At 70.8% G+C, this 26,358-nt stretch carries 13 protein-coding genes; 4 read left to right on the top strand and 9 right to left on the bottom strand.

The window, feature by feature from the left end:
• Positions 1-3: 3 nt before the first annotated feature.
• The 8 genes from WME73_RS23600 to WME73_RS23565 form a co-directional block, all read right to left on the bottom strand.
• Positions 4-3,906: an RHS repeat-associated core domain-containing protein gene (locus WME73_RS23600; protein WP_437747635.1), complete on the bottom strand. Its 3,903-nt coding sequence runs from the start codon at positions 3,904-3,906 to the stop codon at positions 4-6.
• A gap of 313 nt (positions 3,907-4,219) precedes the next feature.
• Entirely contained in the window at positions 4,220-5,017 is a 798-nt protein-coding gene (locus WME73_RS23595; RefSeq protein WP_437747634.1) for a hypothetical protein, read from the bottom strand.
• Positions 5,014-6,270: an AAA family ATPase gene (locus WME73_RS23590; RefSeq protein WP_437747633.1), complete on the bottom strand. Its 1,257-nt coding sequence runs from the start codon at positions 6,268-6,270 to the stop codon at positions 5,014-5,016. The genes WME73_RS23595 and WME73_RS23590 overlap by 4 nt, the downstream gene beginning before the upstream one ends.
• 119 nt (positions 6,271-6,389) lie before the next feature.
• A complete protein-coding gene (locus WME73_RS23585; RefSeq protein ID WP_437747632.1) occupies positions 6,390-7,277 on the bottom strand; it encodes a hypothetical protein in 888 nt (295 codons plus the stop codon).
• A 530-nt stretch (positions 7,278-7,807) separates the two neighbouring features.
• Positions 7,808-8,800 carry a hypothetical protein gene (locus WME73_RS23580; protein ID WP_437917142.1) on the bottom strand — a complete coding sequence of 331 codons (993 nt, stop codon included), beginning with the start codon at positions 8,798-8,800 and terminating at the stop codon, positions 7,808-7,810.
• The gene (gene mvaD, locus WME73_RS23575; protein ID WP_437917141.1) at positions 8,797-9,804 is read right to left on the bottom strand and encodes a diphosphomevalonate decarboxylase; all 1,008 of its coding nucleotides are present in this window, start codon (positions 9,802-9,804) and stop codon (positions 8,797-8,799) included. Before mvaD ends, WME73_RS23580 begins: the two co-directional genes overlap by 4 nt.
• Positions 9,801-10,829 carry a mevalonate kinase gene (gene mvk, locus WME73_RS23570; RefSeq protein ID WP_437917140.1) on the bottom strand — a complete coding sequence of 343 codons (1,029 nt, stop codon included), beginning with the start codon at positions 10,827-10,829 and terminating at the stop codon, positions 9,801-9,803. The genes mvaD and mvk overlap by 4 nt, the downstream gene beginning before the upstream one ends.
• A complete protein-coding gene (locus WME73_RS23565; RefSeq protein WP_437917139.1) occupies positions 10,826-11,938 on the bottom strand; it encodes a polyprenyl synthetase family protein in 1,113 nt (370 codons plus the stop codon). Before WME73_RS23565 ends, mvk begins: the two co-directional genes overlap by 4 nt.
• A 221-nt stretch (positions 11,939-12,159) precedes the next feature.
• On the opposite strand from WME73_RS23565, the gene WME73_RS23560 reads away from it, so the two are divergent.
• A complete protein-coding gene (locus tag WME73_RS23560; protein ID WP_437917138.1) occupies positions 12,160-14,148 on the top strand; it encodes a DUF6345 domain-containing protein in 1,989 nt (662 codons plus the stop codon).
• 281 nt (positions 14,149-14,429) lie between these two features.
• Here WME73_RS23560 and WME73_RS23555 read toward each other — a convergent pair whose 3' ends face one another.
• Positions 14,430-17,162, bottom strand: a complete 2,733-nt coding sequence (locus WME73_RS23555; protein WP_437917137.1) for a protein kinase domain-containing protein — start codon at positions 17,160-17,162, stop codon at positions 14,430-14,432.
• Positions 17,163-17,553: 391 nt separating this feature from the next.
• Between WME73_RS23555 and WME73_RS23550 the strand changes: the two genes are divergently transcribed.
• The 3 genes from WME73_RS23550 (at position 17,554) to WME73_RS23540 (ending at position 26,329) form a co-directional block, all read left to right on the top strand.
• On the top strand, positions 17,554-18,108 hold the full coding sequence (locus WME73_RS23550; RefSeq protein ID WP_437747624.1) for a hypothetical protein: 555 nt from the start codon (positions 17,554-17,556) through the stop codon (positions 18,106-18,108).
• A gap of 346 nt (positions 18,109-18,454) precedes the next feature.
• Positions 18,455-20,344, top strand: coding sequence for a phosphoenolpyruvate carboxykinase (GTP) (locus WME73_RS23545; RefSeq protein WP_437748015.1), 1,890 nt, complete (start codon positions 18,455-18,457; stop codon positions 20,342-20,344).
• A 297-nt stretch (positions 20,345-20,641) separates the two neighbouring features.
• Entirely contained in the window at positions 20,642-26,329 is a 5,688-nt protein-coding gene (locus WME73_RS23540; RefSeq protein ID WP_437917136.1) for a sensor histidine kinase, read from the top strand.
• Positions 26,330-26,358: the final 29 nt, after the last annotated feature.

The following is a 26,358-nucleotide window of genomic DNA, read 5'->3' as shown; positions in this document are numbered from 1 at the left end:
CTCTCATCGTCTCCTCTTTTGCGCCTGCTGCAGTACCTGCTCGGAGAGGGGGGTGTACGTCGTTTCTCCGTCCCAAGGCTTGATTTTCTCGGGTTTTCTCGGTGCGTGTCCTATGATGCCCTTCGTGATCCCCATGTCGTTGAACATCTGCTTGCATGCGGCGCACGGGTTGGCGCCGAACCGAACGCCCTTGTCGTAGTGGTGCTTGGTGCCTTCGTAGGTCTCGATGGTGTAGCCCTCCTCGTTGAACAGCTTCGCGATGTCCTCTTTCTTCGTGTTCGGTCCCATCTTGCGAGCGAGGCTCGTGAGCGCCGTCATCTCTGCGCAGGAGGTGCGATCGGGCAGCGGCACCGCCGGATGCTGTTCACCGACACCTCCGCCTTGTTTGAGGTTGTGTCCTTCTGCGACCACGTTGCCCCGCGCGTCCTTGATGACGGAGTACATCAGCCCGTCGGGGTCGACGGCGGACGTGGGGCAGTTGGCGGCGTAGGCGAACGGGTTGAGCCCGCCCTCGATGCCGATGGGGTCGGGGCTGATGTACCGGCCCAGCTTGGGGTCGTAGTAGCGATGGCGGTTGTAGAACAGCCCGGTCTCCTCGTCGGCATACTGCCCGCGGAAGCGGATGGGCGTGCTCGTCGAGGCGCCGTCGGCCACGGCGGCCGCGCCCCACGGGGAGCGCAGGAACTCGCAGCCGAGCCGGCCGTCCGGGCCCACGAGCGCCTCCGGGGCGCCGGCGTCGTCGTTCACGTAGTGCCACCACGGCGACACCGTGCGCACGCCGCCCTCCGTGCGCGCGTCGCGGTGCGCGAACGGGATCGTCGAGCCTTGCTCGAAGACGTAGGTGCGCTCTTCGACGATGGGCGCGCCGCCGGCCGCTGCGCTGTGCTTGATCTCGTGGACCAGCGCGCCGCCGTCCCACACGAAGCGCGTCGCCTCGAGGAGCGTGCGCCTGCCGTCCACCTCGCGCCGCCACAGCCGCTTCGCCACCCGGCGAGCGAAGGGGTCGTACTCGAACGAGACCACCGTCCCATCCGGCCGCTCCACGGCGTCGAGCCGGCCGGCGGCGGACCAGCGGTAGCGCGTCACCGCCTCTTCCCCTGAGGAGCGGCGCTCGCGTCGCGCGACGAGGCGCCCTTCGGCGTCCCAGACGTAGCGCTCGGCGCCGCAGCGCTCGATCCGGTCTCCCGGCCCGTACAGGCGCCCCGGCGCGCCAGGCGTGACGTCGTGCACGTTGCCTGTCTCGTCGTACCTGAACGAGGCCTCCTCTCGGCCCTCCCGCAAGACACGCGCGAGCTGGCCGATCGGATCGTAAGAGAACTGCGTGGTGCCCCGCCGCTGGTCCCAGCGCATCGCGAGGAGCCCGTCGCTCGTGTAACGGAACGCCTCGGCGCGGACGGTGGCCGGCGGCACCGGGCCGACCCATGCGGGCTGTCCTGCTCCGACCGCGGGCGCCGCCGCGCGCGCGATCACCCTGCGCTCCGAAAGCCGCCCCAGCGCGTCGTACGCTGCCTCGATCCTCGTCCCGCCCGGGAGCACGCGCGTGACCTCGCGGCCGAGGACGTCGTTCTGGGACACCGAGGCGACCTCGCCGTCGAGCGCGAGCTGCACCTGTCCGCGCGCGAAGTCGTGGGTCCATTGCGCCGCGTGCCCGAGCGACGTGCGGCGCCCGGCGACCTCGCCCGTGAGGCGGTAGTCGATCCGCACGTCGGCGCGCTCGCCCGCGACGTGCTGCTCTTCACGCACGATCCAGCCGTTCGCGTTGCGCTGGAACGCGAACAGCCCGGCAGGGCACGCCGCGGCCACGATGTCTCCCTTCTCGTCGTGCTCGAACGACTCCTCCGTCCCGTCGGCGAATACCCGCCGCACGAGCCGCCCGGCGGCGTCGCGCTCGTACTCCGTGCGCTCGCCCAGGCCGTTCCTCGACCACACGACGCGGCCCATCGCGTCGTGACCGTAGCGCGTGACGCGCCCGTCGAACGCGTGCTCCTCCACGACGAGCCCCGCCGGATTCCGCGTGAAGCGGTAGATCTCGCCGCGGGCGTTCTTGACGTAGGAGAGCCACCCTTCGCGGTTGTAGCGGAGCTCCACGACCTCGCCGTTCGGCTTCTCGATGCGCGAGAGCTTGTGGAAGCCGCCATAGGACAGGCGCGTGGTACGACCCTCGGCGTCGGTGATTGCAATGATGTTTCCGGCGCCGTCGTGGGCGTACCGCTCGATGGCCCCGTCAGGCGAGCGCACCGAGAGCAGGCGGCCGGCGTTCGAGTACGTGAACGCCGTCCTCCCCCCGCGCGCGTCGAGGATCTCGACGCACCGGCCCCACGCGTCGTACCTGGCCTGCGTGCGTGCCCCGAGCTCGTCGACGCGCTCGATCACGTTGCCGTGCGCGTCCCGCGCGAAGACGATGGTCCTGCCGTCGGGCCACTCCGCCCGGACAGGCTGCCCTCGCGCGTCGAAGCGCACGATGCACGTTGCGCCGAGCGGGTCGGTCCAGCTCAGCTCGTCGCCCGCGCGGTGCACGCGCGTCGAGGCGCCGTCAGGCCCGAACACCTCGAGGATCTCGCCCGCCGGATCGCGGCGGATCGTCGTCACGCGCCCGAGCGGATCGACCACCCTCGTCTCACGCCCGAACAGGTCGCGCTCCCAGGTGGTGGTCGCCCCGAGCGCGTCCGTGAAGGAGGTGAGGAAGCCGCGGTCGTCGTAGCTGCGCAGGAAGACGCCGAGCGGCGTGACCGCCTTGGCGACGAGGCCGTGCGCGTTGCCGAAATAGCGGTGCAGTCCGACCGAATCCACGGCCTCGGAGTAACCGTCATCCCCATACTCGAATTTCGTGTGGAGGACCCCTCGCGCCTTCGTCTCATGATCCGCAAGGACCGCGGGGACATCCTCCGCGAGGCTGATGTCCGTGGCGCCTGGAACCTCTCCCCAGGTCTCCACGCATCGGCTCGCCGCGTCGTAGCGGAAGAAGAAGGTGAGGCCCGTCGGGCCCGTGGTGGACGTCAGCAGGTTTCGCTCGTCGTACGCGTACGTCGTGAGCTCGCCATCGGCGTCCTCTGCGCCGGTCAGCCGCCCGTGTGCGTCGTACGAGTACCGGACGAACGGGACCCACCTCCCCTGTTCGAGCGCGTTCTTCGCCTCCAGAGCGGCAATATGGCCATCGCGCCCGCGGACGACGCGTACGACCCGTCCGGCGGCGTCGGTCACCTGAACGAGATGGCCTTGCTCGTGGTCCAAGACGATGCGGTTGCCCCAGCGATCGGCGATCGCCGAGAGGCGGTAGGTCATGCCGTCGTCCGACGGCACCTGAAGTTCGAAAATGAGGCGCGGACCGTCTGGTAGATCGAGCCGGAACCCGAGGCCCTCTCGGTGCAGGAGCCAGCCATGGGGGCCGATCGCACCGGCGCCCGGTTCAATTCTGCCGAAATCGTGCTCCACGCCGTCGGACGTGATGACGCGGACCGACCGCCGGCGCTCGATCACCTGCCACACGAGCGAGAAGGTCCACCCCGGTCCGAGGCCTACGTCACGGTCGCGCGACGTGCTGGAATACGTGCGCTCGATCCGAAGCGGCAGCGGGCTCGGAAGAAAGAGGTCGACGGCGGGCAGCGTGAACACGCGGCCTGTCACGACGTCGACCGGATCGCCGCGCGACATGGTGCCGCTCGTACCGGGCCCGTGGTGGTTGGGGCAGCCGCCGCCGTCGGTCGAGCCGGTGCCGCACGACCCCGCGCTCTTCCCGCCGCCGTCAGCGTCACTGCCGCCGCCCTTCCCGTCGGCTCCCCGCGCGCCTGTCGAACCGCCGCCGCCTTTCCCCCCGGACCCGTCGCCGCCTCCTCCTCCGCCCATCACGAAGACTCCCGGATTCATGCCGGGGATCGCGGGGATGTTCGGCACAGGCGCTGTTCGCATGCGGCCATCCTCGACGGCGCGACGCGAGAGGGCAACGGCGTTTGCGACCGCATGGCTCGGACGGCTTCTCCGGGGGCGGCTGACGTGGGGGGAGGGGGTGGATCAGACGGGAACGTCGGGCTCGCTCTTCTTCCGACGATGCAGCCGCTTGGCGTGAGCCGCCGGGCGAGAAACGTGGCTTGTCCCATGATAGCTGGGTATCACGGCCGTGCGCTCGCGGAAGCGCGTGGCAGCTTTGCGGCCGTGGCGCCGTCGACGCGGTGCGCCCGAGGTCCTCCTCGCCCTCATCAGCGCCGCTGGTGCAGCGGCCGCATCATTCCCAGCCGCGTGTGCGCTCGAGCGCAGCGCGCAACGCGCCGCACCGGCCCATGCGATCCACACTTTCGGCGAACGATTTCCTCACGTCGTAGGCGAGCTGCGTGGGAAATCCGTTGGATGCGAGCTCCCTGTTGTATGCCTTCTTCAGGCACAGCGCTTGGTCGGGCGCGGGCAGCTCATCGAGCTCCGCACGCCTTCCCTCCCATGACTCGATGTCCCCGACGTGGCGGCCCCCGTGCTCGCGGCGGCAGATCTCGCTCGCGCGCCGAACGTTCTGGTAGAGCCATGCCTCGATGCTCCGGAACGGGCAGACGAGAAGGAGACGCTCGATCTGCAGCACGGGCGCAGGCGGCTCGGCGTCGTCCTTGGCTCGCAGCCTGGTCCGAGGAGCGTTCGCGCGACCCCGCTCGGCGACCTGCGGCAGCTGCGTGAGGACCCGTCGATCGAACTTGTCGAGGTTCTCGCTGGTGTTCCGCTCGGCCCACGGCCGATCGCCGTCGAGATGGAAAACGACGAAGGTGTTCGGCGATAACAGCTTGCGCGCGATGTACCTGAGCAGCCGGATGCGTCGCTCGTGCTCGCGCGGGTTCTTCCCGTCGGTCTTCCAGACGTTGCCGCGCATCGCCTCCTCCTCCTTCGGCTCGCTCGGAAGGAAGTCGACCCGATGGCGCCCGTAACCGGGAACGACGAGCTCGAGCATCCGGCCAACGAGCGCCTCGACGGTCGCGCGACCGTCCTCGCCGCTGTCCTCCGTGAGGATCACGATCGAGAGGCGGGCCCCCTCGTCGCTCACCACAGCCCTCGCGACTGCAGGATCTCGCTCACATGCTCGACGCCGACCTCGTATGCGGCGAAGAACTCCGCTGCGTCCTCGTCGCTCATGTTCGTCCAGGTCCAGGCCGGTCTGCCGCCGCGCCGCTCGCCGCGACAGAGCACGAAGCTATGGTGGATCTGCTCGGGCGAGGTGATGGGGACGTAGTCGAGCAGGAGCGGGTTCTGGCTCGTCAAGAACGCCTGACGCTCTCCGATGGCCTCGACACACGCCGTGATCCAGTGATGATGCAGGCCGTTCACGAGCTCGTCGGCGATGACGATGTCGTCGTTGCAGGCGAGGTAATAGAAGAAGGTGAGCAGGCGCTTCTGCCCGTAGCTCAGGCGCGCGTGGGTGATGAACTCGCCGCCCTCCCACCAGAACCGGAATACGAGATCTCCCAGCGTCAACGTTTCGATGTCGTGTCCCCACGGGTGCCGTTCGGTCACCTCCACCTTGAGCTCGGAGCCATCGAATCCCATGATCTTCCTGAGGATGTCCAGGAAATCGAGCTCGGTGTGCGTGAAGACGTAGTCAGACTTTGTTCGCGCATGCATCGCTTCCAGTCTGAGAACAAGCACATCCGGCAGGAGAAGGACGCCAACTACAGGGACCAATTTCCCTTTTTGATAGAGTATGGCCCTCTGGTGAGCATCTCTCGACCCGGTGAGCCACGTGAAGAGCTCCAGCGATTCATCGAATCGCCGGGCGGCGCTCGCGAGTAGAACGTTGTCGTGCATGGATTTCGCGATGGGTCCTGGATCCTGCGCCATGTAGACCCAGAGGAACCCAGGATCGAGGCACGATAAGTCGCGAGCCCGCCCGACCGGCGGCTCATCTCCTACTGTGAGTCCATGTTCGCTGTCGTACCGGATGTGGTGACGAGCTCCGGATGACGAGTCCTCGATTGTGACAGCTGCCACTGCTCGCCAATGCTCCGGCGAGTCGATGATGATGCGAGGCATTGTCCCAGCAACGCTCGTCTGATCTTTGTTGCTGACAGCGACGACCGCTTTCGCCTCTCCCGGGATCGCGAGCTCGTACTCCACCGCGAACTCTTCCCTGGCCAGGCTGCTGAAATCCGACCTCACCACCATCGAGATCAGCTCGAGCAGCGTCGTCTTTCCGGTCCCGTTCTGGCCGAGCATCACGTTGAGCCCGTCCGAGAACCGGAGCTCCGTGCCCGGTGCCACGCCCCGGAACTTCTCGATCCGCAGTCGCCTGAGCTTCAGCATCGCGCGCCGACGTTAGCCTGCCGCGCTGCGCCGTCAACGGCACCGGCCCGAGCGCGGCGCCGCGCGCTCCCCCGCGTCGCCGAGCGATCGCGCCGGCCGGCGCCGCCGATCCGCGCCGCTCAGCGCGCGACGAGGCGCATCGGGGGGCGGCTGTGCTGGATGTGCTCGGTCTCGAGCTCCTCGAGCTCGAACGCCCTGTCCATGTCCATGTCGAGCTCCGCGAGCTCGCGCTGCGTGCTCTCGCCGTTGTCGAGATCGTCGAGCTCGCGCATGAACCGGTCGATCTCCACGCACGTCGCGGGCGAATCCACGGGCGTCATCGACTGCTCGTGCATGAGCTGGATGAGCTCCAGGATGGTGGCGAGCTTCTGCGACACGACCTCCAGCCCGTCGCGGGTCTGGCTCCAGCACTCGGCGCGCCGGTAGGCAATCGAGAGGCGCCGCTCGGACAGCCCGCGGGTCCGCCCCGCGGACGTGCTCCGGACCGCCTCGAGCGAGCGGATCGTGTCCATGAGCTCGCCGTGGTTGGTCATCGCGAGCGACTCCTGGCCGGCCTTGTGCGCGATCGCGAGGCGGATGTAGCTCATGATGAGGCGGCTCAGGCCGAAGCCCTCGTCGAGCAGGGGCGGGATCGATCCGCCGCGGCGCCGGATGTTCTCGCGGGTGCGATCGATCAGCCGGTCGAGCCGCGCGAGCTCCTGCTGGTGCCGGATGTCCATCTGCCGGATCAACGACTCGCGCGCCCGCGACCAGGCCGCCCGATCCACCTCGTCGAGCTGCGCGTCGATGCTGCGCCGGAAGAAGCCGCGCCAGGGGATGACGCACAGGATCACGAGCTCCGCCCCGAGCCCGAGCAGCAGGAGCAGCGGGCTCCAGCCGATGAAGCTCAGGAGGAGCGCGCTCCCCACGACGAGCAGGTTGTACGGGTGGACCAGCACCCGCCCCAGGTACGTGCTCGCGGTGCGCCTCCGCAGCGGTGCGACCTGGACGCCGAACGCTGCCAGCATGGCCCTCGACTCGGCCATGCTGGCGCCAAGCACATCCTCCAATCGGCAAAGCTCTCGATCGCACGTCGTCATGGAGCCCCCCTCCTCACCTGGTCCTGTGGTCCTCGTGCCACCTCACCCCGTTCACCACCCCCCGCGGCCGGACCGCGACCGACGGTCGGCGGTCCGGCGCGCCTGCGCGCGCCCCCGCGCCGATGCGTCTCAGCGCGCTGTGAACGCAGGTCACGCCCGCCGAGCCCGCGCCGGCAGCCTCCTGCCCGCGGAGCCCGCCTTGGAGGACCGGGCGCCCACCGCGCTCATCGGCCGTCCAGGCGGTATCACCATGAAAACTCAAGCTTTCACGGCGGCGCTGCAGCATCGCCGGCTCCACGAAGTCCATGCTTTCCCTGCTGTTCGCGTCCCGAAGGCCTCATGAAGGACCGCGGTGCGTCGCCCGAGCGCAGCGCCGCGGTCGATCCGGGAGCGAGCAGAGCGGGCTCCGTGCCAAGCGCTCCGGCACCGCGCGGCGCACGATCGGCGAGGGGACGCGCTCAGGCGGGGAGCGGACGGGCTGCGTCCAGCACGTGGACGCCGGGGGCGCCGAGCGACATCGGCACGCGCTCGAGGCCGGCTTCACGCGCCGCGGCAAGCCATGCCGTCGAGGGCGGCGCGCCGCCGACGAAGAGGGAGACGTCACCTCCGCCCGCGCCGCTCGGCGCGATCGCTGCTCCTTCGGCGGCCGCGGCGGGGCGGAGGCGCCTGAGCGCGGGGGTGACGATCGGCGCGCCCGAACGGTCGCCGAGCTCGGCGAGCGCGTCGACCTGCCGATCCAGCGCGGCCACGAGCGCGCGGGCGTCCGCGGCAAAGGCCGCGGCGCGCGCCCCCTCGGCGGCCGCGCCGAGCAGCGCGCGGTGCGCCTCCGGCTCGCGGGCCGCGAGCGCGCGCACGCGCTCGAGCATGGCGCTCGTGCGCGCCGAGGCGTCGCTGGCGAAGACCTCGATCACGAGGCCGCCCGGCAGGGCGTGCGGCGCCACGTCGAGCTCGCCGCCCGGCCCGAGCCGGCAGCAGAGCACGCCGCCGTAGACGCTCGCCGCGACGTCCACGCCGCTGCCGCCGCCCTGCGCGCGCCGGTGCGCCGCGAGCGCGTCGAGGAAGAGCGCGCGGGGGTCCCACGCGGGCGCGCGCTGGCCGGCCGGCGCCGCCCGCGCTTCCGAGGCCGCCGCGGCGCGCGCGGCGAGCGTCGCGACGAGGATGGCGGCGCTCGATCCGAGGCCCAGCTTGCGGCTCGCCTCGCGGGGCGGCGCGCCCGGCGAGGCGAGAGGCGGCTCCGGCTCCGCCGAGCGGAGCGCGGACGCGTCGAACCACGCCGCCACGTCGAGCGCGCCCGCGTCGATCGCGGCCTGGACCTCCTCGGTGACGAGCGCAGCGGGCCGCGCCGGGTCGGCGAGGACGTACCGATCGACGGCGGCCACCAGCGCGGGCGCGCCCTCGAGCACGGCGTAGGCACCCGAGAGGACCAGCTTGCCAGGCGCCCGGACGATCACGCGCCCCCGGACGAGGGCGCGAGGCGGGCTCCGCCGCCGGGGACGGCCGTGATGGTGCGGAGGACGCCGGGCACGGCGAGCAGCGCCGCGCCCACGGCGGCCTGCGCCTCGGGCGTCGTGAAGACCTTCACGTGCGGGCCGGCGTCGATGGTGAAGAACGCCGGCGTCCCCTGGGCGCGGAGCCTCCGCACCGCGGCGATCACCTCGACGGTGGCGCCGGTCCAGTAGAGCAGGCCCGGCGAGGCGGCGATGCTCGAGGCGTGCATGCACAGGGCGCTCGCCTCGGCCGCGGCGCCGAGCGCGGCGAGGTCGCGCGCGAGGACCGCGGCGCGGACCGCGTCGAAGAGCGACGGCGCCGCGTCCACCCACGCGGGGAAGTACGGGCTCGTCATCGCGGTGTGCCGCATGCCGTCGCTGGAGCCGACGTCCTTCGGGCCCTCGCGCGTCACCGCGATCACGACCGCGAGCGGCCAGTGGTCCTCGGGCGCGAGCGGCGTCGCGGCGAGCGCCTCGTCCCCGGGGCGGCCGGCGCGGAGCTCGACGAAGCCGCCGAACGCGGACCGCGCGGCCGAGACCGAGGTCTTCCTCGCGAGATCGCTCACCAGCGCGGGCGCGGTGGGCAGGCCCGCGGCGGCGCTCGCGGCGAGCGCGAGCGCGGCGAACGCCGACGCGCTCGAGGCGAGGCCCGCCGCTGTGGGGAAGTCGTTCCGGCTGACCACGCGGGCGCGCTCGCGCCGCCCCGAGGCGGCGCGGACCCGGTCGAGGAGCCCTGCGACCCGGCGCGTCGGCTCCGCGTCCGGCGGCAAGGCCGCGCCGCCGAGGTGGAGCTCGTCGCGGTCGAGCGACGCGTCGAAGGCGACCTCGGTCGTCGTCGCCATCCCGGCGAGCGTCACCGAGAGGCTCGGGACGGCGGGCAGGTTGTGGCCATCGGCCCGCTTGCCCCAGTACTTCGCGAGGGCGATGTTCGGATGGGCGATCGCGGTCGCCCGGCTCACGATGCTCATGCTTGCTCCTGTGACTCCGTCCTCGTCACGCCCGCCTTCACCCGGGTGACGAAGCCGCTGTACCCCGCGTCGCGCCAGGCGGCGAGCACGCGGTCCGCGGCGCCGTTCGACGCCTTCGCCCCGCCGTCGCCCGGTGGAGGCGGCGGGAGCAGCGCGATGACCGAGCCGCCGCCGCCGGCGCCGGTGAGCTTGGCGCCGAGCGCGCCGGCCTCGCGCGCGAGCTTGCACAGGGCCTCGATCGCCTCGGTCGAGACGAACATGCCGGCGAGGAGCATCTGGTTCAGGTCCATCAGCCGGCCGAGCGCGACCGCGTCGCCCGCCTCGATCGCGAGGGCCGCGTTCTCGACGAGCGCGGTGATGCCCGCGATGGACGTCGCGGCCAGCGTGGGCTTGCGCTCGAAGAGCCTCGCCACGAGCTCGACCATGCTGCGCGTGGACGACGACACCCCGGTCGAGCCCACGCAGAGCCACAGGTCGTCGCGCGGGGCGACGGAGGTGGCGCCGTGCGCCCGGGTGAAGCGGAAGCAGCCGCCGCGGGCCGCGGCCGTCGTGTCGATGCCCGACGGGTTGCCGTGGAACACGCGCTCCCAGGCGGCGGCGGCGTCGGTCACGGCGGCGGCGTCGGCCGCGGTGTGCACGGCGGTTGCGCTTTCGGACGCGGTCCGCGCGGCGGCCGCGGGCGTGCGTGCGAGCGCGGCCACCGACCGGGCGATCGCGACCCCGAGCGCCGCCGAGCTGCCCAGGCCGCCGCCGGGCGGCAGATCGCTCTCGGCCTCGACGCGCACTGGGCCGACGTCGGGCAGCGCCCCGAGGAGCGCCGCGAACGCCCGCGCGACGTCCTCCTCGGCCGGCGCCGCGCGGAGCTCGCGCCCGCCCAGCCGGAGGGCGCTCGCGCCGGAGCAGCGGGCTGCCCGCGCGCGGGCGCCGCGCTCGATGCCGGCGGCGAGCGCGGGCGCCCCGTACACGACGGCGTGCTCGCCGAGCAGGATGACCTTGCCGGACGCCTCGCCGAGCGCCTCGGTCATGCGCCGGTCCACCGGAGCGCGCTCGCGGCCCCGCACAGGATCTGCCGCGCCGACGCGCTCACGGGCAGCGAGCGCGCGAGGACCTCGGCCTCGCCGCACAGGGCGGAGAGCCGCTCCTCGACCGCGCGCCGCGCGCCGCACGCCTCGAGCGCGAGCGTCGCGGCCGCCACGGCGTCGTCGCTCGCGTCCTTGCGGCCGAGCGCGCGCTCGACGGCGCTCCGGCCGGCGGCGTCGAGGCGCCCCTCGGCCGCGGCCAGCACGGCGGTGCGCTTGCCGGCGCGCAGGTCGTTGCCGACCGGCTTGCCGGTCGCGGCGGCGCTCCCGAAGGTGCCGAGGAGGTCGTCGCGCAGCTGGAAGGCGACGCCCACGGGCGCCGCGAACCGCTCGAGCGCCGCCACGGTCTCGGCCGGCGCGCCGGCCAGCGTGGCGCCGAGCGCGAGCGGGCCGCGCACCGTGTAGCTGCCGGTCTTGAGCGCGTGCATCTGCTCGACGTCCTCGGCCCGGCCGACGACGTCAAGGTGCTGCCCGATCACGACGTCCTCGTGCATCTCGCAGAACAGCCGGACGGCCGCGAGCGTCGTCGCCGGCGGCGCGTCCGCGCCCGCGAGCGTGCTCAGCGCGAAGCTCCAGGTGAGGTCGCCCGCGAGGATCGCGGATGACGCCCCGAGGTGCGGATCGCCGAGCGTCTCGGTCAGCGCGATGTGGACGGTGCGGTCTCCGCGCCGGACGGTGTCGCCGTCGATCCAGTCGTCCTGGATGAGCAGGTACGTCTGGAGCAGCTCGAGCGCGACGCCGGCGTCGATCGCGGGGCCGAGCGGCGCGTCCGGCGCGACGCCCTGGTAGGCGGCGACGAGCAGCCCCGCGCGGAACCGCTTGCCGCCGCGCAGGGTGAGGCTCCTCGCCTCGGAGACCATGGCCTCGACCTCGCGGCCGTAGCGCTGCACGGAGGCCGCCTTGTCGCGCCAGCGCTGATCGAGCGCGGCGTCGACGCGGGGGCGGATCGAGGAGAGAAAGTCGAGGAACAGGCGCGCGCCGGGATCCGCTGTCCCTTCGAGCGTCCGATCGCCGGCGCCGGGCGCGCTCTCTCCGTCCTTCGTGTGCGCTGTCATGGAATGCGCGGCAGCCTAGGAGCCGGACGCGAGGCGGTCAATCTCGGCCGAGAGCGCGGGGAGTCTCGCCGCGGAGCGGCGCGGCCGAGGTGGCTTGGGTCGTGCAATGCGTGGTGCTCGCGTCGCGGGGCCGCGAGCGCCGCGCGGAGGCTCCCTGCGAGATCGCTCGTGCGGAGTTGCGCGCCGAGCCTCGCCGTGGCCGCAGGGAAAGGGGGACTTTGATGAAGAGATCACCGGATGGGGTGTTGGGCGTCTTTCTCCTCGTGACCCTCGGCGTCGCCGGGTGCAGCGGCCGCGACGCCCGCGAGGATCTCCCGGAGAGCGCCGATCGCGGCGTGTTCCGCGCGGCGTCGCCTGCCGCGGGGTCGCCTGGCAGGGAGACGCGATTCCTGCCCGCATACCGCGTGATCGGCGGCGGCGCCGACGTCGCGCGGGCGTCGGCGCTCGCCGGCGCGCTCGGGCTCGCGGAGGATCCCGCGCGCGGAGGCGCTGGCGTGCTCGTGGCCGACGGCGCGATTCGCTACCTCGACGGCGCGCGATTCCAGCGCTTGCCCACGAGGAAGGCCGACGCGCCGCCCGCGCCTGGGTTCCGCGACGAGCGTGGCTTCGAGACGTCGGCGGGCGATGACGCCCTGGATTTCGAGGCGCTCGCGGCGCTGCGCGTCCTGCCGGAGCCGGACGCGGCGGCGCGGGCGTGGGCCGCGCTGGACGCCGCGGGCCTGCCGGCCGGGAGCGACATCGCCGTCGGCCACTCGCTGCTCGAGGCGGTCGACGCGGAGGGGCGAACTGTGGCGCGGGCAGAGCTCGACACGCAGGTGAGCTTTCGCGACGAGCTCGAAGGGATCCGGCTGATCGGCCCCGGGGCCAAGGTCCGCGTGACGTTCGACGGCGAGGGCGCCGTGACCCACCTGATCTACGCGCGGCGCGAGCTTGGGCGAGGGGAGGACGTCGCGATCGTCCCGGCCTCCGAGGCCCCCGCGCTGTGCGCCGGCGCGCTGGGCGGCGGCGCGGTGATCGCGGCCGAGCCGGAGCTCGTCTATTACGCGCCGCCGCTCTCCCGCGAGGTACGGCGGATCCTGCCCCATTATGTGTGCAGCGCACGGCGGACGGTCGGCGGGGAGGTGGTGGACGTCCGCAAGCGGATCGTGCCGGCCGTCATAGACGCTCCGAGGGCCGAGATCTCGGTGCGTGTGGACGGCGCGACCGCGCTCGCGGAGGCGAGCGTCACCGGAGGTACTGCTCCATACACGTACAGGTGGGTATCGTCGGCGCGCTCGCTCGACGGGCTCGACGTGGTCGACGAAGGGCGCGAAGGGCGCGAAGGGCGCGAAGGGCGCGAAGGCGGCGCGCGGGTGAAGGTGTCTGGCGTCTCTGGCCTTCGCGGGGAGACGGAGACGCTCTCGCTCTATGTCACGGACGCCGACGGTCTTGTCGCGACGGCGGCGCAGCGGCTCTCGTTCGGCCGCGCGTCGGCGGGGCTCGGCGCGGCGCGCCCGCCGCTCCCGCCGCCGGTCGACGATGGGCGCGCGGTGGTCGGCGCCGAGTGGGTCGGGCTCTGCGGCGGCCTGGATCACTCGGCGGCGAACGTCGATGGGCTGCTGAAGAGCTTCCGGGAGGGGGGAATCGAGTCTCGCTTCAACTGGGGCGACCAGCGCGCGTGGGAGGTCGATTTCAAGGATCCGTCCCTGGGCGGCCAGGACGCGTCGTTCGCGGATTCGGTGGATCTCACGTTCTACACGGGGCACGCGAACGGCGTCGGGTTCATGTTCTGCAGCGCGATGAACGACCGGGTCCTCCATTTCAGCGACGCTCGCTGGGGCAACGCCAACCTGGAGTGGATGGTGGTGGCCGCCTGCGGCCCGCTCCAGGACGACGGTGGCGCGTGGCGCTACCGGTGGGCGGGCGCGTTCGATGGGCTGCACCTCTTGCTCGGCTATGCGACGGAGTCGTTCGACGACACGACCGAAGGATCGATGTTCGCGCGCTACCTGCTCGACGACGCGAGCCCGGCGCCGGTGCGGCAGGCGTGGGTGACGACGGCGATCGAGGTCCAGCCGGACGACGAGGTGATCTACGCGGTGATGGGGGCGTACGGGCAGGGGTGGACGGTGCCCAACTACGATGACCATTTCTGGGGGAAGGGGCCGGTTGGGCCGGATCTGGCGGGGGCGGCGAGGATCGGGTTCTGGCGGATCTCCGGGCCGACGTAGCGCGCCGAACAACACCGGACCGATCCAGGCGGACGAGGGCATCGGTATTCACCAAGCTCGTTCGCTCGCGCTCAGGCCACGACGCCCGCCCCCACCATCGCTCACCAACGTGAACGTTCACGACTACGACCACGTTCACGTTGGTGACCGATGGGCGGCGGGATTCGTGCACTGAGCCCTCGACTGCCTGGCGACAGGGGGTTTTGTTCGGCGCATTCAGCCGTGTGTTATCGAATTCGTCCTTCAGGCAACGTCAGACGCCCGCTCTGGGTGCACCATTCTCAGTACCCTAGCCACTTCGCGTCGAGCTCGATCGAGCAGCGATCGACGAAACGAAACCCGACCCCGCCCCCGTCCGTGCCCCCGATCGTGTACACCGACTCGTTCGCCTGCGGCCGATGGTCGGTCGCGCTGAACGAGATCGGCCCCGCCGTCATCCCGTCGAGCACCACGTTCTGGAAGCCCTCGAGCGCGGCCTTCAGGTCCTCTCCGGTCGGGTGCGTGCGGCCGGCGTCGACGGCCCGCTCGACGGCCTCGCGCCACATGAGCGCCGCGGCGTGGCCCTGGACGTACGGCTGGTCCTGGTACAGCTCCAGCGGGTGGCCGTCCTTCTCCCGGTAGGCCCTGTGGATCCGCAGCATCTCCGCCATCCCGCTCGAGTGCTGGGTGTCGCCGTAGACGGGCACGGGGAACAGCCCATAAAAGATCCCCGCGCAGCCGGCCCCGCAGATCGCCAAGGTCCTCTCGCCGATGCCCCAGTTGTTCGCCATCACGCGCAGCTGCCAGCGGTTCTTCTCCGGCCCCGGGAACGCCTGCTGGATGAGCTTCTGCGCCGCGGCCGCGCCCTTCCCGACGAAGGACGAGGAGAGGACGCTGTTGCCGGCCCAGAACCAGCTCGCCGGCACATACGACGGGTCCGCTCGCTTCTTCTCGATCTCCCGCTTCACATAGCCGATCACCGCGTCGACGATGCGCCCCTCATCCTCGAGGGACGACGTCTGCGGGACGATCAGATCCTCGCCGAGCAGCATCCCGGGCAGCTCCTCCACGTAGGCCTTGCCCGCGGCGAGCGGATCGACGCAGTAAAGACACTTGTCTATCGTGTCGTGCACCATCGCGATGCGCCCGGGCGCGATCTTCCAGGCGGCCTTGATGCCGATGCGGATCGCTGTCGAGTAGTCCGTGGCCGGAAAGAAGATGTAGGGGTATCCAGGGCTCGTCTTGTGCTCTGTCGCGGAGGCGCTCTGGCCCAGGGCGTTGAACTCGGCATGGGACACGTCCGCCGAGATCGGCACCGGCGTGGCGAGCGAGCCGGCGTACGAGCCGGGAATGATGAGCTTCTTCTCCTCCGTGAGCCTCGGGGCCACACGGGTCGTCGGCCCGGTGCCGAACACGAACAGCGTGGAGACCTCGCTCCACCCGGGCTGCCGCCGCCACGCCTCGATGACCTCCTCCGTCTTGGCGGGGTCGTACTGCGCGTCCTTCATGTCGACGTCGATGGGACAGCCCCGGAGCCCTCCCTGACTGTCGTTGAGGTGACGCAGGTAGTCGTAGACCCCGTAGTTGTAGGGCGGCGAGATGTCGGTGGCCGTCCCCGTGTCGCCCGTCGTGATCCGGACGCGGAGCACCCCGGTGCAGCGAGCGCCGGCGTCCGGCTCGACGAGAACGGCCGCGGCGGAGCCGGCAGCGGGCGCCTGCCCACCATGGCGGCGCGTGGAGAACGCCGCCGCCGCGACCAGCACGGCCGCGCCGAGCGCCCCGATCCAATAGCTGCGCTGCTGAGGCCCGGCGGCCGTGCGGAGGTTCGACTTCAGGCTCGTCGAGTCCGAGGCGGAGCGCCCGGGGCCCGGCGTCCCCGAGGTCCTCTGCCCGAGCTCCTCGTCGAGGGCGATCACGGGCTGAATGCGCCTTCCTTCTGCGCCCTCGAAATGGCTCACGCGAGAGAGGCGGGGCTCGACGGGCACGCTCGGGCGGTCCACGCCCTGCGCGCTCTGCTCGAGGTACGCCTGGACCTGCCGCTGCATGCTCGCCCGGCGCTCCGCGAACACCCCCAGCATGCTCGCGCCGATCTCGTCGGACCCGACGTCCTCGCCCGCCGCGCGCAGGTAGTCCTCGAGCGCCGCGCGCATCTCCTGCGCGGTCGCGAACCGCTTCGCCGGATCGCGGTCGAGCGCCCGCGCCACGATGGCGTCGAGGGCCGGGGGGACGTCCGGCCGGAGGAGCGAGGGCCGCGGGATCTCGTCCACGGCCGCCAGCTTCCAGAGCGCGCTCACGGCGTCGCCCCCGAAGAGCCGCTCCCGCGTGAGGAGCTCCCAGAGCACGATCCCCGCGACGAAGATGTCGGCCCGCCGATCGGTCGACCCGCTGCCGACGGCCTGCTCCGGCGCCATGTACGACGTCTTGCCCTTCAGCTTCCCGGTCTCGGTGAGGTCGGTGTTGATGGACGCCTTGGCGATGCCGAAATCGAGCAGCTTCACCGCGCCGTCGTACGTGACGAAGATGTTGTGCGGGGAGACGTCGCGGTGGACGATGCCGAGCGGCGCGCCGTCGTAATCGCGGAGCTCGTGCGCGTAGTGGAGGCCGCTCAAGAGGTCGGCCACGATCCTGACCCAGACGCCGCGCGTGAAGCCCGCCCCGCCCGGCACCCCCTCGGCCACCGCCCTCATGATCGCGCTGAGCGGCTGGCCCTCCAGGTACTCCATCACGGTGAAGTAGCCGGCGTCGTCGTGATCGACCTCGTAGGTCTGGACGATGTTGGGATGGTTGAGGCGGGCGGATAGCTTCGCCTCGTCCAGGAACATGGCGACGACCTTCTCGCCGTCTCCGCCCGCTCCGCCCACGCCGCGATGGCGCTTGACAACGACGAGCTTGTTGAAGGACCCCGGCCCGCGCGCGATCGCCAGGAACACCTCGCCCATCCCGCCCCGGCCGAGCTTCGCGATCAGGCGGTACTTGCCCATGATCGCCGCCTGGGTCGGCTCCGCGTCCGAGGTGTCTTGACCCGTGCCCACCATGTTACCGGCCGTCCTCAGGGTCGCGCGATGCTCCGAGCGGACTGGGTATAGGAGCAAAGCCGGTTACCCTTGTCAACGTCCCCGCGGGCCGGGCCACGGCAGGCTGCCGGCGTCTTGCGTCTTTCACGTCGCTTTTCACGTCGGGCCGTCGGAAGGCGTGGGCGCAGCCAGCGGGAGCGGGAGCCGCGCCCGCGCGACGGCGTTCGCGCCCAGCGTGACGGCGCGTCGCCACCGAGATATATCTCGGAGCTCCTTCAGCTCCTTCAGCTCCTTCACCTATTCACGAATGCGCCCGAGGTACAGCGCGCCTCGTCCATGGGACGCCTGGACGAAGCGCGTGGACGGACCGCGCTCGCCGGAGCGCGGTGGAGCGAGCAGGGCCCAGAGACCCATGCAGGAAAAGCATATTTACCATCGAGACGAGCTCCCCGACTCCTTCCGGTGGCAGGCCGTGTCGTTCATGCGGGTGGCGTGGCCGTCGATATTCACCGGTCCACTCCGGCTGCTCAAGCACACGTATCCGCCCGACATGGGCACGGTCCACTTCACGATCAGCGAGGAGGAGGTGCTGCTCAGCTACGCTTCGGTGATGCGCCTCTCGCTGCCGCACGCGGGGGAGGAGCACGTCGTCTATGGCCTGGGCAACGTCTTCACATTCCCGCCCTACCGGGGCGAAGGCCACGGGAGGCAGGTCGTGGAGATGGCGACGCGCTTCCTCCAGGACAGCGACGCCGATGTCGCCGCGCTGTTCTGCAACCCCAGCCTCGAGCGCTTCTACGCCGGATGCGGCTGGGAAGCGCCGCCCGGCGCGATCACGCGCATCGGCACGCCGGAGCGCCACTCCGAGTACAAGGAGCTCAGGATGATGCTGTTCCTCTCGGAGAAGGGGCGTCGCGCCCGGGAGGCGTTCGCGCGGGAACCGCTGTACGTGGCGTGGCCATGGTGAGCACCGGCGCGCAGGCACCGGGGGCATCGGCGTGCGGCGCGGCTGCCCGCGAGGCAGCCCTCGGGGCCAACCTCCGGGCGGGTTTCGGGCGGATCGACGACCCAGCGCGCGGCGCAGGGCTCGCCCCCCGGGCGCACCTGGTGCGCGCAGCCCTGCTGTAGCGATCGGGCTCAGGAAGAATCAGGGCAGCCTTCCGGCCGCATTTCGGCCAGAATTGGCGTCGAGGGCGGGCAGGGCCTGCGCTTTGCAGAGCGCGTTCGACCCAGAGAGCCAGGAGGGTACGCAAGTGTCCGTAGCAGCCAGCCAGAACAGCCAGAGCTCGTTCCACTCGGAGCCGCCGCCGCCGGTGTCGATCCCCGGCCTGCGGGCGAAGATCGCGAACGAGAAGCTCAGGCAATGGATCGCCGAGGTCGTCGCGTTGTGCCAGCCGGACAACGTGCACGTGTGCGACGGCTCGAAGGAGGAGTACGACGCGCTGTGCGACCAGATGGTCAAGGCGGGCACGCTCATCCGTCTGAACCCGGAGAAGCGCCCGGACAGCTACCTCGCGCGCTCGGACCCGAGCGACGTCGCGCGGGTCGAAGACCGCACGTTCATCTGTAGCCGGCGAAAGCAGGACGCCGGCCCCACCAACAACTGGGCCGAGCCGCAGGAGATGAAGGCCACGCTGCGCCGGCTCTTCGCCGGGTCGATGCGGGGCCGCACGCTCTACGTCATCCCGTTCAGCATGGGCCCGATCGGCTCGCCTTACTCGCACATCGGCGTGGAGCTCAGCGACTCGCCGTACGTCGCCGCGAGCATGCGCATCATGACGCGCATGGGGCGCAAGGTGCTCGAGGCGCTCGGAGACGGCGATTTCGTCCCCTGCCTGCACTCGGTCGGCATGCCCCTCGCCCCGGGACAGGCCGACGTGCCGTGGCCGTGCAACGCCGAGCACAAGTACATCGTCCACTTCCCGGGAGAGCGGCTGATCTGGTCCTACGGGAGCGGCTATGGCGGCAATGCGCTGCTCGGCAAGAAGTGCTTCGCGCTGCGCATCGCCTCGGTCCTCGGCAGGGAGCAGGGGTGGCTCGCGGAGCACATGCTGATCCTGGGGGTCGAGTCGCCGAAGGGCGAGAAGACGTATGTGGCCGCGGCCTTCCCGAGCGCGTGCGGCAAGACGAACTTCGCCATGCTCATCCCGCCGAAGGCGTTCGCGGGCTGGAAGATCACGACGGTGGGCGACGACATCGCCTGGATGAAGCCCGGGCGGGACGGGCAGCTCTACGCGATCAACCCCGAGGCGGGCTATTTCGGCGTGGCCCCGGGGACGTCGGACAAGTCGAACGCGAACGCGATGGCGACCATCCGGAAGGGGACGATCTTCACCAACGTGGGGCTCACGCCCGACGGCGACGTCTGGTGGGAAGGGATGACCGACGAGCCGCCGCCGGAGCTCATCGACTGGCAGGGGAAGCACTGGACCCCGGACTGCGGCCGCAAGGCGGCCCACCCGAACGCGCGCTTCACGACGCCTGCGTCGCAGTGTCCGTCGATCGATCCGCGCTGGGACGACCCGAACGGGGTGCCCATCAGCGCGATCGTCTTCGGCGGGCGGCGCGCGACGACGGTGCCCCTCGTGGTCCAGTCGTTCAACTGGAGCTTCGGCGTCTACACGGCCGCGACGATCGGCTCGGAGATGACGGCGGCGGCGGCCGGCAACATCGGCCAGGTGCGCCGCGACCCGATGGCGATGCTGCCCTTCTGCGGCTACCACATGGGCGATTACTTCAATCACTGGCTGCAGATGGGGCGCCAGATCGTCAATCCGCCCCGCATCTTCTCGGTGAACTGGTTCCGCAAGGACGACCAGGGCAACTTCCTCTGGCCGGGCTTCGGGGAGAACATGCGCGTCCTCAAGTGGATCGTCGACCGCGTGCACGGCCGCGGCTTCGCGGAGGAGAGCCCGCTCGGCTGGATGCCGCGCTACGAAGACATCGAGTGGCGGGGCATGGACCGCTTCTCGAAGGAGCAGTTCTACCAGCTGATGGCGGTCGACCGCGAGGCGTGGAAGGTCGAGTTCGGCTCGCACGGCGAGCTCTTCGAGCGGCTCTACGACCGGCTGCCCAAGGAGATCCTGCTGATGCGCGAGCTGCTCCTGTCGCAGCTCTGGCGCTCGCCGGAGCGGTGGGAGCTCGCGCCCGAGCGCTACCTCGAGGAGCACGAAGACGACGACGTCGACGAGCCCGGCGCCTAGAGGCCTTTCCAGATGAGAGCGCCCGCGCGGCACATGGCGCGGGCGCTCCTCCGCGACGGACCTCCCCATGGTACTCTACCGATAGAGGGAGTACGGGGTGGCACGACCGTCGGAGACGGTGACCGGGAACGCGGCGCCCGGCGGGCGCCATGCGCGCACGCCCGTGGTGTGGCCGGGGCGTCTCGGCGAGGCGCGCGGGCTCGACCGCGCCCGAGTCGACGGCAGCCCCCATGTCCTGCTAGACCGCCAGACTCCAGCGCTCTGTGGCGCGCTGTCCGCACGGGGCTCCCCATGGACATGAGCGCTCCCCCCTACACGGTCACCGAGACCCTTCACGAGGGCCAGCGGGTCAGCCTGCTGCGCGCGGTCCGGAGCGTCGACGGCAGCCCGGTGGTCTTGAAGGTCCTCGACCCGAGGCGCAGCCGCCCGCAGGACATCGAGCGGCTGAAGCACGAGTACGCGATCGGCAAGACGCTGGACCACGAGGCCGTCGTGACGCCGATCGCCCTCGAGACGTACGAGGGGCTGCCGGCGCTCGTCATGGAGGATTTCGGCGGCGAGTCGTTCGACCGCTTCATCGGCGCGCCCATGAACGCCGCGCGGTTCCTCGACCTCGCGGTCCGCATCGCGGCCTGCGTGGCGGCGATCCATGAGCGGGACGTCATCCACAAGGATCTCAAGCCGCAGAACATCCTCGTCAACACGGCCACCGGCCAGGTGAAGCTCGCCGACTTCGGCCTCGCGTCCCGCCTCTCCCGCGAGCAGCCGTCGGCAGGGCCTCCGCGGCTCATCGAGGGGTCCTTGCCGTACCTGTCTCCGGAGCAGACGGGGCGAATGAACCGGGCGATCGACAGCCGCGCCGACCTCTACGCGCTCGGCGTCACGTTCTACGAGATGCTCACCGGGCGCCTGCCCTTCGACGCGCAGGATCCGCTCGAGTGGGTGCACTGCCACGTCGCCCGCGCCCCGCCGCCGCCCTCGGCGCTCGTTCCGGAGCTGCCCGGGGTGCTCTCGGCGCTCGTCCTGAAGCTCCTGGCCAAGATGGCGGAGGATCGCTATCAGACCGCCCGCGGCCTCAAGCACGACCTCGATCGGTGCGTGGCGCAGTGCCGAGCGACCGGCAGGATCGAGCCGTTCCCTTTGGCCGAGCGCGATGTCTCCGGCCGCTTCCAGGTCCCTCAGAAGCTCTACGGCCGCGAGGACGAGGTGGCCGCCCTGGTGCGCGCGTTCGAGCGCGTGGTGGCCACGGGAGTCCCCGAGCTCGTCCTGGTCTCCGGCTATTCCGGTATCGGCAAGTCGACGCTGGTCCACGAGCTCTACAGGCCGATCGTCCGGGAACGAGCCCTCTTCCTCTCGGGGAAGTTCGAACAATACAAGCGCGAGATCCCGTACTTCACGCTCGTCCAGGCCTTCCGGGAGCTCGTGCTCGAGATCCTCGCCGAGACGGACGACCGGATCGCGGCATGGAGGCAGCGGTTGCTCGGTGCCCTCGGGAGCAACGGACAACTCATCGTGGAGGTCATCCCCCAGGTCGAGCTCATCATCGGCCGGCAACTGCCGGTTCCTGAGCTTCCGCCGATCGAGGCGCAGAACCGGTTCCGCGTCGTGTTCCGGCACTTCATCGGGGTGTTCGCCCGAAAGGAGCACCCCCTCGCGCTCTTCCTCGACGATCTCCAGTGGACCGATTCGGCGAGCCTCGGACTCCTTCGCGATCTGGTGACGCACCCCGAGACGCACCATCTCCTCGTCGTGGGCGCGTACCGCGACAACGAGGTGACGCCCTCGCACCCGCTCATGCAGGCGCTCGACGAGGTGCGGAACGAGGGCGTGCGCATCTCGGCCATCGTGCTCGGCCCGCTCTCCCGAGAGCACCTCGCCGCTCTCGTCAGCGACGCGCTTCACTGCCGTCGCGACGACGCCGCGCCGCTCTCGCGCCTCATTCACGAGAAGACGGCCGGCAACCCCTTCTTCGCGATCCAGTTCCTCACCGCGCTGTACGAAGAGCGGCTGATCGAGTTCGACGAGCGCGCCGAGGCCTTTCGGTGGGACGTGGCGAGGATCCGCGGAAAGGGCTTCACCGACAACGTGGTCGACCTGATGGTCGGCAAGCTCGTGCGGCTCTCTCCGAGCACCCAGAGAGCGCTGAAGCAGCTCGCCTGTCTGGGAAACACCGCGGAGGTCGCCCTGCTGACGATGGTCCGCGGCGGCTCGGAGGAGGATGTGCACGCGGATCTCCGGGACGCAGCGCACGAGGGGCTCGCCTTCCGTCTGGACGGCACGTACAAGTTCCTGCACGACCGTGTGCAGGAGGCGGCCTATTCGCTCATTCCTGAAGGCGAGCGGGCGGCGGCGCACCTCGGGATCGGCCGGCTGCTCGCGTCGCGCACGGCGCCGGGGGAGCTGGACGAGAGGATCTTCGAGATCGTCAACCAGCTCAATCAGGGGGCCGCGCTGATCACATCGCGCGAGGAGCGCGAGCGGGCGGCTGAGCTCAATCTCATCGCGGGCAAGCGCGCGAAGGGGTCGACGGCCTACGCGTCGGCGCTGAAGTATCTCGCCGCGGGCGCGGCGTTCTTGGAAGAGGACAGCTGGGACCGGCGGTACGAGCTCACCTTCGCGCTCGCGTTCCACCGGGCCGGGTGCGAGTTTCTGACCGGCGAGCTCGGGGCGGCGGAGGAGCGGCTCTCAGAGCTAGCGCGCCGCGCCGGGAGAATCGTCGACGTCGCCGCCGTCACGTTCGCGCGCGTGGAGCTCTACACGACCCTGGATCGAAGCGAGCTCGCCGTCGAGATCTGCCTCGAGTATCTGCGGCGCATTGGCGTCGACTGGTCGCCGCACCCGACGGACGAGGAGGTCCGGCAGGAATACGAGCGGATGTGGCAAAAGCTCGGGGGCCGCCCGATCGAGGAGATCCTCGACTTGCCCCCGATGACCGATCCGGACTGCCGCGCAACCATCGATGTCCTCACGTCGTGCGACGCGGCGGCGTTGTTCACCGACGAGAACCTGCTCTGCCTCATGAACGCTCGCGCGGCGAACATCAGCTTCGAGCATGGCAACAGCGACGGATCGTGCCTCGCCTACGTCCGGGTCGGGACGAGCCTCGGGCCACGCTTCGGCGACTACCGCGCGGGGTTTCGCTTCGGCAAGCTCGGCTTCGATCTGGCGGAGAAGCGCGGACTGCTCCGCTTCAAGGCCCGCGTCGACCTCGTCTTCTGGTACGTGATCAATCCTTGGACGAGACACATGCGCACCGGCGTCGGGCCCTTGCGACGCTCCTACTACGCGGCGGAGGAGGCCGGTGATCTCACGTATTCGTCCTGTATACGCACGGCGTTGGTAGCGATACTTCTTGCCGAGGGAGTTCCGCTCGGTGAAGTGCAGCGAGAAGCCGAGCGCGGGCTCGAATTCACGCGGAAGGCGAGGTTCGGTCTCTCCATTGACACCATCACCACGCTGCTGCAGCTCACCCGGATGCTCCGGGGACTGACGCAGGCTTTCGGCTCGTTCAACGACGATCACTTCGACGAGCGCCGGTTCGAGCGGCGCCTCGAGGACGATCCTCGCCTCGCGTATGCCAAATGCTTATATTGGATCCGCAAGGTGCAAGCGCACGTTTACGCAGGCGATTGCGCTTCCGCCATCGAGGCCGCAGCAAGAGCGCAGACGGTTCTCTGGATGATGCCGTCGTTCCTCGATGTCGCCGAGTACCATTTCTATAGCGCGCTCGCGCGGGCGGCCTGCCATGACGCGGCCCCTGACGATGAGCGGCCCCGGCACCTCCTGGAGCTCGTCGCCCACCAGAAGCAGCTCGAGGTCTGGGCTTCGAGCTGCCCCGAAAACTTCGGCGACCGCGCCGAGCTCGTCGGCGCCGAGATCGCGCGCATCGGCGGCGACGGGGACAAGGCGGCGCAGCTGTACGAGCAGGCGATCCGCTCCGCGCGCGAGAGCGGCTTCGTCCACAACGAGGCGCTGGCCTACGAGATCGCATCGAGGTTTTACCGGATGCGAGGGTTCGACCTGTTCGCCGACACGTACCTCCGCGAGGCCCGCGCCTGCTACGCTCGCTGGGGGGCGGACGGCAAGGTCCAGCAGATCGATCAGCAGAATCCGCACCTCTGGGACGCGAGGCCGCTCGCCCAGGCCACCATCTTCGCGGCGCGGTCCGAGCAGCTCGATCTGCTCTCGGTGACCAAGGCATCGCAGACCGTGTCGAGCGAGATCGTCCTCGACAAGCTGCTCCGCACGCTGCTCACGGTCGTCCTCGAGCAGGGCGGCGCGCAGAGGGCTTGCATCCTCCTGTACCAGGACGAACGCTTCTCCATCGAAGCGGAGGCCACCCTCGAAGAGAAAGCGGCGGCGACGACCATCCTCCCGCCGAAGGCGGAGGAGCTTTCGCGGCGCGTCCCCATGTCGCTCGTCCGCTACGTGCAGCGGACGAAGGAGCGCGTCATCCTGAGCGACGCCGCCGCTGACGCGGGCAAGTTCTCCGGCGACGAGTACTTCACGCAGGTTAGGCCCAAGTCGCTGCTCTGCGTGCCCATCCTGAGGCAGGCCGAGATGGTGGGCCTGCTCTACCTCGAGAACAACCTCCTCGCCGGCGCGTTCACGCCGGAGCGGCTCACCGCCCTCTCGCTCCTCGCCACGCAAGCAGCGATCTCTCTGGAGAACGCGCGGCTCCTCTCCAAGGAGCAGTCAGCGCGGACCGCGGCCGAGGCGGCGGAGCGGCGCGCGGCCTTCCTGGCCGAGGCCGGGGAGATCCTCGCCGGGTCGCTCGATTACACCGAGACGCTCTCGCGCCTCGCACGGCTATCGGTGCGAGCGCTCTGCGACTGGTGCGTGATCGACCTGGTGGAAGGCGGAGAGATCCGGCGAATCTCATGGGCACACAGAGACCCTGCGAAGGAGTCGTTGTTCGAGGAGCTAGAGCGGCGGTATCCTCCTGGCCGGGCTTCGCCCCGCCCGGCGGCTAGGGGCCTGCGGCGCGGCGAGCCACTCCTGGTCCCCGAACTCTCCGAGGCAGTCCTCCGGGAATACTGCGAGGACGAAGGGAAGACCAGGCTCATCCGCGAGCTCGGGACCCACGGCTTCATCACCGTCCCGCTCCTGGCGCGGGGACAGGCGATCGGGATGCTGACCGTCGTCTCGTCCACACCGGAGCGCCGCTACGGGGACGCCGATCTCGAGCTGGTGCAGGAGGTGGCGCGCCGGGCGGCGATCGCGATCGACAATGCGCGGCTCTACAGCGCTGCGCAGGAGGCCGTGCGCGTGCGGGACGAGTTCCTGACCGTGGCGACGCACGAGCTCAACACGCCGTTGACGTCGCTCACGCTGACGCTCGAGTCCGTGGATAGGGCGCTGCGAGCGGGCCGCTCCTGGGACCCGCAGGCCTTGGGCCGGCAGGTCGACCGCGCGCTGCGGCAGGCGGCGCGCTTGACCCGCCTGAACAGCGAGCTGCTCGACGTCTCGCGGATCCACGGGGATCGGCTCTCGCTCGAGGTCGAGGAGGTGGACCTCGGGGCGGTCGTCCGCGACGTGCTCGCGCGATTCAATCTGGATCTGGCGCGCGCCGGGTGCTCGGTCTCGCTGCGGGAGTGCGGCCGGATCGTGGGCCTCTGGGATGGTTCCCGCGTGGACCAGATCGTCTCGAACCTGCTCGCGAATGCGATTAAGTTCGGGGCGGGCAAGCCCGTGGAGATCTCCATCGGCGAGGAGGCCGGGACGGCGCGGCTCTCGGTCCGGGATCAAGGGATCGGGATCGATCCGGCGCGTCAGGCGCAGATCTTCGAGCGGTTCGAGCGCGCGGTGTCCGACAGGCACTACGGCGGGCTGGGGCTCGGGCTGTACATCAGCCGCAGCATCGCGGAGGCGCACGGCGGCTCGATCCGCGTCGAGAGCGCGCTCGGCGCCGGGGCGACGTTCGTCGTCGAGCTGCCGCGAGCCGGGCCGCCGTGCGGAGCCGAGCCGCGCGCCCTGCCGGGCTGAGCGGCGCGCGCGCTGGACGGTGCCGCGTG

Source organism: Sorangium sp. So ce302, from assembly GCF_051530145.1.
In the GTDB taxonomy this organism is placed as follows: domain Bacteria; phylum Myxococcota_A; class Polyangia; order Polyangiales; family Polyangiaceae; genus Sorangium; species Sorangium cellulosum_B.
This window is presented reverse-complemented; position numbering and strand designations above follow the sequence as displayed.